The sequence below is a fragment of the Legionella massiliensis genome, assembly GCF_000756815.1.
GTDB classification, from domain to species: Bacteria; Pseudomonadota; Gammaproteobacteria; order Legionellales; family Legionellaceae; genus Tatlockia; species Tatlockia massiliensis.
Window position 1 is genome coordinate 570,872 of sequence record NZ_CCVW01000001.1, and the last position, 13,189, is coordinate 584,060.

The following is a 13,189-nucleotide window of genomic DNA, read 5'->3' on the forward strand; positions in this document are numbered from 1 at the left end:
TTGCTTTACCTCGACATATTAAGGTTTTCATTCATGATTTTGCTAAGGAATTTGGGAGCAAGGAAGGAAATTCTTTTACAAAAGATTCTGCATAAAACTCACTTCCTTTAACCGACAAATGATTGTGATCAAAATATAAAGCATTGCCATTTTTCGTGGCATAACACCATTGACTGTCACAAAAATACTTTAAAGGATCGAATACTTCAACTTGGGGATAATCTTTAAGTACTTTATTTAGTATTTTTCGGAAGGGCGCTTGCCGCTCGTCGACAATCTTCCTGGGAATATTACAATTGGGCACAGTTTTTTTACTTATTCTTACTGGCCTATTGTCAATACAGTCTTTCATGTCATGAAATAATTCGGGAACTTGATAAGTCAGTATTATTCTATTATCTCTTTCTATAAATTTATTGAGCAGGTCACGTAACGCAGGCTCCCAGAATGAAATATCTTCTCTTGGAATTTGTTTCCCATTAAATATGATCCCTTCTGGTCCTAGTGGGGGGTAGGGATAGCGAGGATCATCATGATTTGTTGTGGCATATAATGCACTGAATATGATGGTTTTTCTATTTTGTAAAAGCCTATTTTTATAAAAGGTTAAACAATTTTCTGAGTCATTAAGACCTTCTACAGGAAAGCATAATAGAGACGTTAAAATACGCATCTTCGTATTAGGATAGGTTTTTACTAGCCCCGGCCATAAGTGAACAGCATGAGAATTACCTAATATTAGTACCTCTGTCTCGCCTGGATTTGTAGAGATACAATATTGACCTTCTCCTGCTGTAAATAAGCAGGTGCTTAAGTCAACCTTGTCATAAGTTAATTTATGGGCAGACAAAGGAATTTCGATGGTTGAGACTCTGAATGGAAATCCCTTTTGTTTATAACAAAAGATCCCTATCAAAAAAAAGCAAATTAATAACACAAACAAAATAGTCGCTTTCAAAACTCGATGTTTACCAAAGCGAATTGGTTTTTCAATAAAATAATAGGTAAGAGCAGCAAGAACAAAGCTTATAAATAAACAACCGAAACGAAGTAGTCGAGATGGTGCTTGTTGCTCCATAATGCGGGCGAAACTTAGCAAGGGCCAATGCCACAAATAAAGTGGAAAACTAATTAATCCTATCCAGACTAAAAAGCGGTTTGCAAGAATATGGCGGTTAATGAATGCCTCTCTTCCAGCAGCAATGAGCAGAAAGGCTCCTATAACTGGGTAAAAGGCATTCTTTCCGGGGAAACGTTTCTCTGGACTCAGCTTGTGAAATGCAAAGAGTATTAGCAAAAAACCTAAAATTGAAATTAAATCCTGAGTCCACTTCACATTCGACCAAGCAGAAAATCTTCCCCAAAAAAGCTTCGATTGATTCTTGAGGACTTGTTGGATTTTATCGCTGTGTAAGGAAGCTAACAAACTACCCGATAATAGCTCATAAAAGCGCATATGAGGCAAATAAAAAGCGCCAATACGATCGGTTTTTAATCCTTTGAGGTTTAACCAAAATGAGATAAGAATGCAGAATAATACTAGCATTGGTACATTAAATCGTAGTTTATAAGCAATGAAGATCAGGATAGGCCATATCAGATAAAATTGCTCTTCAACACCTAAAGACCATAAATGCAGCAAGGGTTTGAGCTCCGATGCAATATCAAAATAGTCTGCACTTTTCCATAATAGGAGGTTAGACGAAAAACCTGAGGCAGCTGATATATGTTTACCGAGTTCTTTATATTCATCAGGTAATAAAACAAACCATCCTATAAGAAAAACACTGAATAGAACGACAAGTAACGCAGGTAAAATGCGATTTATTCGACGAACATAGAAGTTTTTATAATTAAAGCGATTATAAGAGTCCATTTCTTCAAAAATAATGCGCGATATTAAATAGCCAGAGATTACAAAAAATATATCTACGCCAATAAAACCGCCTGAGAATTTTGCGGGGAAGGCATGAAATACTAAAACCGACAGAACAGCAATTGCACGTAACCCATCTATATCTGCTCGGTAATTAATAGTTTTACCTACATTAATTTGATTAACTTTTTCTTTTAAAAAGCTCATGTTGTAATTCTCAACTCCATTTTTTGAGCCTATTTTTCCGGGCTAAAATTCTAATAAGTCTTCCTCTTAAGGATGCCACATCAGGTCTTAGAGCCTTTTGCTGTTTGGATTTATCGCAATTGGTAGGCAAACAGCCGGTTATTTTATGCAATTTATTATCATTGCTATAAAAACTTTTTACCAAACCGTCGCTCAAAACGTTTAAGCAAATAGACCAAATTTCTGCTTGCTGTACTAGTAAAGATAAAAGGTAGGAATGCATGAATGATACAAACGCTACCTGAAAAAATCATAATCAAGCCACAGTATATTGCTTCAAATAGGTGACCAATATAAGTCTCACCTGTATTTTTGGGGTGATGAGTAAAAGGGTTTTTCATCTTTTTTTCCTATTATGAATCTACAACCTCTAGGAGCTGCCTTTTATAGGCCAAACTAAGAAACGGCTAATAAAACGTAATGGCTTTGTTATAACCCAAGATTTAGATTTAAGCGTTTTATTTAGCTCTTGGCTTAAATTAATCACCTGAGCCTCGCGTTCAGCTACATTCTGAGTAAGGGCAGTTACCAGTGCATCGCGTTCAGCTACATTCTGAGTAAGGGCAGTTACCAGTGCATCGCGCTGAGCTACAAGCTGGGTAAGGTTTGTAATATGAGAATCATACTCAGTCACAACCTGACTAAGGTGAGCGACCTGCATCTCACGTTGAGTTACAGCATGACTAAGATTTGCCGCATGAGTATCGCGTTCAGCTACAAGCTGGGTAAGATTTGTCGTATGAATATTATACTCAGCCACAACCTGATTAAGATGAGTAATTTGAGTATCGCGCTCAGCTACAAGCTGGGTAAGATTTGTCGTATGAATATCATACTCAGCCACAACCTGATTAAGATGAGTAATTTGAGTATCGCGCTCAGCTACGAGCTGGGTAAGGTTTGTCGTATGAGTTTCATACTCAGCTACAACCTCACTTATGCGAGCGATCTCAGTCTCGCGCTTATCTACAAGCTCAGTAAGGCTTGCCGCCTGAGCTTCGTGCCCTACTATAGCCTGAGTAAGGTTTGTCACTTGCCCTTCACGCTCAGTTACAAGCTGGAGGAGATTCGCCGTATGAGTTTCGTATTCAGTTATCGTGTTAGTAAGGTTAGTTACTCGAGCCCCGCGTTCAGCTAGCTGACAATTAAGATCCTCTATCTGGTTTTTATATTCAGTTATGGTTTGTAATGCAATTGCTTCACGGGAGATAAGTTTGTCCGCTAGTGTAAAAGAAAAATAAAATTTCTCTATTTCTTTCCCCCAAAGTGTTAGTTTATTTTGTAGTTTAGTATCGTCAATCGGAGCCCTATCTCTGGCAAGCATCAATAGGTCATTATAAATTTCGCGAACAACTGAGGGGCAAATATTATCTTGTAAACTATCTAGATTATAGACTGTATGTCGAAGTCTTTGCTCAAGAAATGTTTCTTTATATTGCCTCATCTCGTTAAGATCAATATCTTGAGCAATAGCTTGACCAATGCGTTCTAATTCACTATCTGCAGACTGCATTAAATGATCATAATCAACAACAATACGATTACAACCGATACTATGTTTTAAGCTTTCATAAACGTAACATAGCCATAATAAGAAACCATGCTCTAATGTAAAATTGTCTCTTTTATTCAAAGAGCTCGCTACACTAAGTGGATGTCGTATAGCTAAAACGTAGTGAACATCTAATTGGCAATGGAGGAAAACCTCTTTCCAAAAAGCTAGCAGTCGAGCCACTCGAGGATCTTTGATACCAAAAACGAAGGTTCCCTCCATTTTCTTTTGTATTAATTCGACAGCACGGTCGAAATATCCCTTTTGACGCAAACAATCAACATATTCTGTATCAAAAGAAGATAGATCGCTCCATTTTCTATGAATAAATGCCAATATCTCTTCATTAAGCGTATTTAAATCAATGTCTTCATAGAAGCCCTTATCATTGTCACCTATAATTGGAGGTATTAAATTATCACCTAAGCCTATACCTAGTACTTGCAATCCTCGGGTTATTACACTAGTGCCGCTGCGGTGCATGCCTAAGACAACAATTAGCTTTTTATTTTCTGAGCTCATTCCTATATTACCTCTAAACACAGTTCCTCTTGTTTCTTAATCAAAGGAGAACAGGAAAAATCTACAATACCAGTTGCTAGACTATCTATATCTGTTTGCACTCTGAACATCGCAATATCAATTAGGCGATGCAAATAAATTTCCTCGTCATTAATATAACCAAGTACTCCCGCATTTAAAAAGTACGTTCCGGGGGTTAATGAGCAGCAAAATTGAAACTCTATTTTATAAGTAGAACCAGCTTTTACGTCAATAAAACTACTTTGGGATGCATTTGTAGATACTCCGCCTCCAAGTTCAAAGCCGGAAGTTGTTTTAATTAACATCCCAAAACGAACATGTTTGACATCTCTAGTAAAGCGCACCTGATAACAATAACGGTACACTTTGCCGCGTAAAAGATTATTCACTTTCTTCCCAGACAAAGAGAATAATGACGGTGAATCTATATATGCGCCTTGTGATTCATATTCGATATTACTGCTGGGTTTTAAGCTCGAGTCGAAAAATTCTTGTTGTGAATCTTGGGCTTCATGTATGGCCACCTCCTCAGTCGGTACCTGATCCTTTTCCTTTACAGTCAAATCACTAATTTCCTTGAGAATAAGGTCTCGCTTATCCGCGGGAGCATAAAGTAATTTTTGATAATAGCCTACTACTTGTTTGGGAAAACCATCAATGATCATTTTACCCTGATCTATTAGTATTGCTCGGTCACATAGCTCGATAATTTGTGCACCAGAATGCGAAACAAACAAGATAGTTGCACCGCTAGCACGGATGGATTCAATCCGCGAAAAACACTTCCGTTGAAAACGCTCATCTCCGACCGACAAGGCTTCATCTACGATCAAAATTTCTGGATCTACATTAATGGCTACTGCAAAGGCTAAGCGTACCATCATCCCACTAGAATAAGTTTTAACGGGTTGATCGATAAACTCATTGATTTCAGCAAAAGCCACGATATCGTCAAAGCGCTTGCATGTTTCCTCTTTACTTAGGCCTAACACAGAAGCATTCATATAGACATTTTCTCGCCCAGTGAATTCTGGGTTAAATCCAGAACCTAGCTCTAATAACGCTGCAATGCGTCCCTGAGTGACAATCTTGCCTGCTGTCGGGTTCAATGTACCACAAATCATTTGTAACAGTGTAGATTTTCCACTGCCATTTCGCCCAATAATACCAACGGTCTCTCCTTTTTTTACTTCAAAAGAAACATCCTTTAAAGCCCAAAATTCATGTCCATATTGTTTTCGGCTTCGGGTGAGCATTTGGAGCAAGCGCTCTTGGGGCTTGCTATAAATACGATAGCACTTAGATAATTGCGCTACTTTGATTACAACCTCAAAAAACATTTACAAATTCCTCTCGCGGTTGAAGCCAGATAGGTCCCAACCATATAAAAAACAAAGGATCGTGAAAAGATAAGCGATCGCTTGGAATGGGGTGTTTCTTCTGTAATGACTTTGCTTGCATTGAGAGAGCTCCTTTAGTCGATTATCGCTTCTTTAATCCAACTCATTGTACGACTGAGGCCTTCTGTAAAAGTTATTCTTGGCTTCCATTTTAGTTCTTGTATTGCACGCTCAATGGAAAGAATATTTACTGGTACATCAAATGTTCTTCCTGGAGTGTATTGACGTTCGATTTTGGTTCCCGTAACAACTTCAATTTCATGGAGCACTTCATCTAAGGTAATTCCATATCCTGATCCAATATTAAAAACATGCTCTGTTCCAGTGTATGCGATGCATTGAAGCATAGCGCTTATTACGTCTGATATGTGTATATAGTCTCGAATAACAGAACCATCCCCCCATATTTCTATTGGCTCTTTGCGCAGTGCTTTCCCCAAGAATACAGCTATAGCACCTTGTGCTGAACTAATGCGCTGCTTTTCTCCAAAGGGATTAGATAATCTCAATACTATATAGTCGAGCCCATGTAACTGATGATATAGACTCAAATATTTTTCAATAGCAAGTTTCGTAATGCCATATGAGCAGATTGGATTTGTTGGATGATTTTCGTCAATAGGAAGATGTAATGGGGCACCATAAATAGTTCCTCCTGACGAGAGAAAAATAACTTTCTTAACTCCTGATCTGGCAGCTTGATTTAATAACCGGACAGTTGCCATGAGATTTGTTTCTATATCAAAAATGGGATCTAAGTTAGAGGATTTTGGCAGGACAGTTGAAGCTAAATGATAACAAATATCGCTATTCTTAATAGCATAGGCAATGTCTGAATCATTGGTAATATCACCCTCAATATATTGCAGCTGTGGATTAATATTGTCAAAGTATGTAGGTTTTGATCGGCTAAATACTTTGACCGAATGGCCTTCATCCACCAAGGCACTCACTAAATGAGAGCCTACAAAACCATTGCCCCCTAATACCAAGACATTCAGTTGAGATATTTTCATAAATTAAAATCGACTTAAAATCAGCACGTTAATCCTAAGTTATCCTTCATATAAAAACCAATAATAGGCGCATTTGCATTATCAGAGAACATCGGCAAAGCCCTTGCGTGTTTTTTGAAACCAGGCAAATCCTAACGAAGCAAAAACGAATGAGAAAGCAAAATAGTTAAGATAAGGCACAAAGGCAGGTATATGTCCCCAATATAAAACGTCCCGGATTCCCTCAATAAAGGGTACTAATGGGTTCAGGTTTAAAAGAAACTGGTATTCTGCAGGTATTATTGAAATGGGGTAAAAAATAGGTGAAAGAAACATCATGACGGTAATTATTATTCCAATCATTTGTCCCATGTCTCTAAGGTAAACACCTAATGAAGCAAAAATCCACATTAATCCCATAATAATTAACGCGACGGGCAAGATAATCATGGGCAAAAAAATCAATGTGCCAAGTGGCATGCCAAAGAACAACATATAAAATAGCAGCCATACACTCAAATTCATGACTAACTGAAACAAGGCTGAACACAAAGAAACCCAAGGCAAGATCTCTAAAGGGAAGACCACCTTTTTAACGTAATTAGTATGAGAAATAATTAATGAGGGCGCGCGCGAAATGCATTCGGAGAACAAATTAAAAACAATTAAACCTGCAAAAAGAATTAGAGCAAACTCCATTTTAGAGCCGCTACCGTTTCCCCAGCGTGCATTAAATATAATGCTAAAGACAAAGGTATAAACAGCCAGCATTAAAATGGGCTGAAAAAAAGACCAAAATAATCCGAGCACTGAGCCACGGTAACGACTCTGTACATCACGTTTGGCTAGCGATAGGATTAATCCTCTATTGCGCCAGAGACTTTGAATCATCTCAATGGGGGTGGCGGCAAAGTCTTTCATCGTATTTCCGTTGTTAAGCGTTATAAGTAGTTTAATTCAATCAATTGACCAAGCATCCTATCAATGTAAACTCTCCAGTCAGGTAAAACAATCTGGAGATTAGAGGCTAGAGTCTGATTATTTAGCACAGAGTTTTTAGGCCGAGCTGCTGGGAGCGGATAGGCTTCTGTCAGTATAGGATTAATTTTGGAAGGATCAATTTTTAACTCAATATTGGACGCTAGCGCTTTTTCAATCACATAACGGGCTAAATCATACCATGTTGTTACACCACTTGCGGTTAAATGATAAATACCTGGTTGTAAGCGATCTTGACGGGCTGCCATGATTGCTAAGCAGGAGATATCACTAATAAGCTCAGCAGAAGTTGGTGCGCCATGCTGATCACTTACAATGGAGAGGGTCTCTCTTTGTTTAGCTAAGTCTAAAATCGTTTTAATAAAGTTATGCCCACGGGCGGAATACACCCAACTTGTTCTAAAAATATATCCTAAACAGCCACTCTCTAGTATGGCTTGCTCCCCGGCTAATTTGGATTCACCGTAAATGTTTAATGGGTTTGTATGATCCGTTTCGACATAAGCTCCCAGCTTGTTTCCATCAAAAACATAGTCAGTAGAATAGTGAATTAAAGGCAAGCCATTTCGCTTGGCATATTGGGCAAGTGCTCCAACTAGCTCAGCGTTAACTTTGTAAGCTGTAATTTTATCTGTTTCAGCCTTATCAACAGCAGTATAAGCTGCGGCATTGACAATAAGGTCAGGTTTTATTTGCCCAAGTATCTGGTGCAAGGCATTAAGATCGGTTAAATCAAGTTCAGCACGTCCTAGGGCGCTAAGTTGGCCTAGGGGTAGTAGGCTACGTGTTAGTTCCCGCCCAACCTGGCCATCTTTCCCTAATAATAAAATATTCATGCTGTGTAGCTCCGTATTTTTTGATCTTCTAATCAATGGTCAATTTCTGAATTGCTGATTTTTGCCGTATAAATTTCTAGCGAATAAGTTCTTTTAAGCGTTTTACTCGCTTATGCCTTCCACGGTTTAAAATCCGGTTAGTAATTAATTTAAACAAGATTTTTGCCTGATTTTTTATCCCGTGATTTATGTAAAACTGCCTTGCTGTTTCAGCTATACGATCATCAAAATAATGAGAGTCTGATTGAATAGCTAAATTGAAAGAGCGAACATAGTGATACAAATTCATAAATTCAATAGCTGAGAATTTATCGGACATGAGTATTGCAGGATAATATCCCGCTTCCTGTGCTACATAGGGATAAACTCGCTCAATTGCATGAAGTAAGGTCCCATCAGAATTAACCGGCTCGATTGGAAAATCTTTGTATTGCCAATTCTCCTCGAATAAGCGCTTCAACGCCTTGGGGCGAAACCAAAACACTGACCCGAAGGGTGCCAAAGGTGGTTTAAATTCATTAATTGGTACTGTTAATCCTAGTTTTCTATAGATTGCGCTCGTCAGTGTAAAATTTGTTGTCCATTCAAAACCTAAGATAGGAAAGAAATTGGCATGGTTTGGTCCTGGTGGCGACAAAATACCCAAACGTGGATTTTTCTCGAAGGTTTCTAACACGTTATAGACCAGCGTTTGATTTGATAAGGTATTTTCAAAACATTTGTAACTGAATGAGGCGCCTACGGAACTAGGCTTCAAATGTGTAGTTTTTTTATCATGAGCGAAACAGACTAGATCGTAATCTAAAATGATATCTTTAAGTCCTACTAATAAAGCAGCAACATCTCGTCCACGGTTTTCAACCAAGTGGATTTCAAATTGATGGGTCCCTATAGCAGTTAGAATTTCATGGATTTTAGCCTTTTTCTTTTCAGAATCTGTAGTTATATACAGATGACTAAACTCCGGCATCGCCTTTGTCCAGTTCAAAGACTCTTGAATTAAATCTTCAAAATAAATATGGAAAATTAGGGCGATTTTCTTGTTTTTATATAGCGTTTTGATTTTTTCAGCGTCGCAGTGTTGGGTAGATAAGTTATATAGCAAGTTCATATTTTTTGCTAAATCATATTGATGAGATGTTCGTAAGATTGGATTCCAAATCAAATCTACATCATAATCAGCATGATTTTGTAAGTAGTGATAAAGCGCTGTAAGTTGCTCTCCAGATGTACTATGGAGCGTATCGTTTATTTCGTGGGAAAAGCTATTTCTTTTGAACACCGGGCAACGATAGTCGGCAACAAGTTTTTTGGGGCATATTAGCAAGGGATTATTATTAAAATCACGAAGCTCCTGCATTTCAACAGAGGTAGACCATTGATAACCTAAATCACTAAAATGTTTTGTAAAAATCGTTTCATGAAAACCAATGGCTTCTGCATAGCTATTAACTTCTTTCATTTCATCCCAGTATTGATGAAATGCCTTAGCTGAAAACAAACTCTTACGAACCGCAATAAAATAGGATTGAATATGGTCTGGGATATGGCCGTACTTAATAGTGCCGAAGGGATCTGAATCTTGTTTAAAATAAGAGGTTATTCCCCAAAAGTCCAAATCTTGCGTATCCATTTTTTCAAAAGACTCGGAAAAGGGATAAACTGGCCCCATCATTGTATTGTTAAACAGAATGACCTCATCATAGTCATTTAATTTGTTCCAACCGATGTGAGAAAGGGCATGCTTATAAGCCCAAACATCAAATCCTTGATTTTCGCGCTCAATAACGGTACCAAAAAACTCAAGTTTTTGACGTTCCTTAGGCTCAAGTTTGCCATTAACTACAATCAGGGTATCACTAAAGTTTTTTGTAAGATCTGCTAATAAATAGGTAACATACTGATCAACAATGCCAAATTCATCGAAGAAACATAGAATCCCCAAACGCTTTGTAGTGTCTGCATTGAGTAACATATACCTTTCACCTAAACCCAAAAAACTTCATTTAGTCAACGTAATCCCTGAATAAAACTGCTTAGTTATAACACAACCTTTTGTACTACCTAATAGCATCTGCTTATCTCGTCTTTGCGGGCAGGCCTTGTTGTGTGAATCTTGTTCTAATCAATCCGTTGCCTGGAGGCAGTGAAGCGGAATCCAGGCTACATTCCTATGCAAATACAGCAGCATTTTGGAGGCTTACACCTTGCTGATCTTTTACTGATAACAGAGGCGTTCCCTCTAGCGGCCATTTAATACCTAATTCGCTATCATTCCAGATAAGGCATCGTTCATGTTCTGGAGCCCAATAGTCGGTTGTTTTATAGATAAGCTCAGCTGATTCTGATAAGACCATAAAGCCATGGGCAAAACCTTCAGGAACCCAGAGTTGTTTATAGTTTTCTGCGGTTAATATTTCACTCACCCATTGCCCGAAAGTTGGGGAATTCTGGCGCAGATCCACTGCAACATCAAAAATCGCTCCAGATATAACGCGGACTAGCTTTCCCTGGGCTTGATTAATTTGATAATGCAAGCCTCGAACGACATTTTTGGTGGATCGTGAATGATTATCTTGTACAAATCGAATAGAAGGGTCGATAGCGTCGTTAAATCGTTGTTGATTAAAACTTTCTAAAAAAAAGCCGCGTTCATCACCAAATACCGTGGGTTCCAAAACAAGAACCTCAGGTATTGCCAGAGAACTAATTTTCATACAACTTCCTCCATCAATACACTCATCAAATATTTACCATATTCATTTTTTAGCAATGAATTAGCTAACTTTTCTAGCTGATCGCGATCAATCCACTGCTGCCTATAGGCAATTTCTTCAAGACAAGCAATCTTTAAGCCTTGTCGATTTTGCAAGGTGCTTACAAACATACTCGCTTCTAACAAAGAATGGTGAGTTCCTGTATCAAGCCAGGTATGACCTCTGCCCATAAGCGTTACATTCAGTAGTCCCTGCTCAAGATAGAGGCGATTTAGATCAGTAATTTCGAGCTCCCCTCGCGCAGAAGGTTTCAAATCATGGGCTAAATGAGCCACATTTTGATCATAAAAATAAAGTCCAGTAACGGCATAGTTTGATTTTGGTTGTTGGGGTTTTTCCTCTAGAGAAAGTACCTTCCAATTTGAATCAAATTCCACAACACCGTAACGCTCAGGATCATGTACGTGATAAGCGAAAACAGTGGCTCCACTATTCCGCTCCATAGCATTGGCACATAAATGATGAAGGTCGTGGCCATAAAAAATATTATCGCCCAATATCAGTACAGAGGGGCTGTCCCCTATAAAAGACTCACCTAAAATAAAGGCTTGGGGCAATCCTGCTGGGGAGGGTTGCACCACGTATTCAAGATTTATCCCCCATTGCTCTCCTGTCCCTAAAAGTTGTTGAAACAAGGGCATATCTCTTGGTGTTGATATAATTAGAATGTCCCTAATTCCAGCAAGCATTAAAGTACTTAATGGATAATAAATCATTGGTTTATCATAAATAGGTAGAAGCTGTTTAGAAATTACAGTTGTAGCTGGATATAAGCGTGTGCCCATCCCACCAGCTAAAATAATTCCTTTGTACTGCATACTAAATACTCCGTGTGAATTAATCATGCTAACTATAGATTTATATAAACAACAAATCTTGTAGGATAATTGGCAATTTAAGCAATAAGATCTTCTTATTCAATAACAAATTTCTAAACATATTCAACAAGAGGACAAATACCATTGAATTGTTTTTAAAATCCCTGACTCAAAAGTTTCACTAGGTTTCCAATCGAGTTCAAGAGCTATTTTACTCGCATCAATTGCATAACGTTGATCATGACCTGCTCTATCAGGAACAAAACAAATTTGTGATGAGTATGAACCACCATCTTTGCGAGGCGCTAGTTCATCCAAAATTCTGCAAATCATATTGACTACATCAATGTTCGGTTTTTCATTCCAGCCACCAATATTGTAAACCTCCCCTAAACGACCCTGTGCTAAAACGGTTCTAATAGCCGTGCAATGATCACTAACGTACAGCCAATCGCGAACTTGTTGTCCATCTCCGTAAATTGGCAAAGGTTTACCCAACAACGCATTTTGTATACACAAAGGTATTAGCTTTTCGGGGTGTTGGTGTGGGCCGTAGTTATTTGAGCAATTTGTCGTTAATACTGGCAAACCATAGGTGTGGTAATAGGCACGAACTAAATGGTCTGATGCTGCCTTACTCGCAGAATAAGGGCTATTGGGTTCATAGCGGTTCATTTCCGTAAACGCAGGGGCATCCGGTGAAAGTGAGCCATAAACCTCATCTGTTGAGACATGCAGAAAACGAAAAGCATCCTTTGCTGGTCCGCTTAGTTGATTCCAATAGTTACGAGCTGCATCCAGTAGGCGAAAAGTTCCAACAATGTTTGTTTGAATAAATTCTTCTGGACCTTGAATAGAACGGTCAACATGACTTTCAGCTGCAAAATGAACAAGGGCTCGAACTTGATATTTTCTGAGTAATTGGGAGACTTGCTCGGAATCATTAATGTCAGCGTTTACAAAAATATGCCGGGAGTCGGTACTAAGGCTAGCTAAATTTGTTAAGTTGCCTGCATAAGTCAGCTTATCCAAATTAATTAGGGGTTCATCGTTTGTTTTGAACCAGTCTAATACAAAATTGCTTCCAATAAATCCTGCGCCACCTGTTACAAGAACTGTCATATCTATCCTAATGTAAGCGTTCACG

The 13,189-nt window shown here is 38.4% G+C and carries 11 protein-coding genes; all 11 read right to left on the minus strand.

Translation table 11 applies throughout. From position 1 onward, the window contains the following. Window positions 1-31: 31 nt before the first annotated feature. The gene (locus BN1094_RS02440; RefSeq protein ID WP_052403091.1) at window positions 32-2,083 is read right to left on the minus strand and encodes an acyltransferase family protein; all 2,052 of its coding nucleotides are present in this window, start codon (window positions 2,081-2,083) and stop codon (window positions 32-34) included. A 164-nt stretch (window positions 2,084-2,247) separates the two neighbouring features. After that, window positions 2,248-2,463, minus strand: a complete 216-nt coding sequence (locus tag BN1094_RS02445; protein ID WP_043872811.1) for a DUF6356 family protein — start codon at window positions 2,461-2,463, stop codon at window positions 2,248-2,250. Window positions 2,464-2,492: 29 nt separating this feature from the next. After that, window positions 2,493-4,196, minus strand: a complete 1,704-nt coding sequence (locus BN1094_RS02450; RefSeq protein ID WP_043872812.1) for a sulfotransferase family protein — start codon at window positions 4,194-4,196, stop codon at window positions 2,493-2,495. A gap of 2 nt (window positions 4,197-4,198) precedes the next feature. Then, window positions 4,199-5,557 (minus strand): ABC transporter ATP-binding protein, encoded by a 1,359-nt coding sequence (locus BN1094_RS02455; RefSeq protein WP_043872813.1) that lies wholly within the window; start codon window positions 5,555-5,557, stop codon window positions 4,199-4,201. Between the two features lie 134 nt (window positions 5,558-5,691). After that, complete coding sequence (locus tag BN1094_RS02460) at window positions 5,692-6,633, minus strand: NAD-dependent epimerase/dehydratase family protein (RefSeq protein WP_099908958.1); 942 nt, start codon at window positions 6,631-6,633, stop codon at window positions 5,692-5,694. A gap of 81 nt (window positions 6,634-6,714) precedes the next feature. Continuing rightward, complete coding sequence (locus BN1094_RS02465; RefSeq protein WP_043872814.1) at window positions 6,715-7,533, minus strand: ABC transporter permease; 819 nt, start codon at window positions 7,531-7,533, stop codon at window positions 6,715-6,717. Window positions 7,534-7,553: 20 nt separating this feature from the next. Continuing rightward, window positions 7,554-8,447, minus strand: coding sequence for a dTDP-4-dehydrorhamnose reductase (gene rfbD, locus BN1094_RS02470; protein WP_043872815.1), 894 nt, complete (start codon window positions 8,445-8,447; stop codon window positions 7,554-7,556). Window positions 8,448-8,523: 76 nt separating this feature from the next. Beyond that, a complete protein-coding gene (locus BN1094_RS02475; RefSeq protein ID WP_052403092.1) occupies window positions 8,524-10,422 on the minus strand; it encodes a rhamnan synthesis F family protein in 1,899 nt (632 codons plus the stop codon). A gap of 196 nt (window positions 10,423-10,618) precedes the next feature. Beyond that, the gene (rfbC, locus tag BN1094_RS02480; protein ID WP_043872816.1) at window positions 10,619-11,164 is read right to left on the minus strand and encodes a dTDP-4-dehydrorhamnose 3,5-epimerase; all 546 of its coding nucleotides are present in this window, start codon (window positions 11,162-11,164) and stop codon (window positions 10,619-10,621) included. Then, a complete protein-coding gene (gene rfbA, locus BN1094_RS02485; protein WP_043872817.1) occupies window positions 11,161-12,042 on the minus strand; it encodes a glucose-1-phosphate thymidylyltransferase RfbA in 882 nt (293 codons plus the stop codon). The genes rfbC and rfbA overlap by 4 nt, the downstream gene beginning before the upstream one ends. A gap of 123 nt (window positions 12,043-12,165) precedes the next feature. After that, window positions 12,166-13,164, minus strand: coding sequence for a dTDP-glucose 4,6-dehydratase (rfbB, locus tag BN1094_RS02490; protein ID WP_043872818.1), 999 nt, complete (start codon window positions 13,162-13,164; stop codon window positions 12,166-12,168). Window positions 13,165-13,189 lie beyond the last annotated feature (25 nt).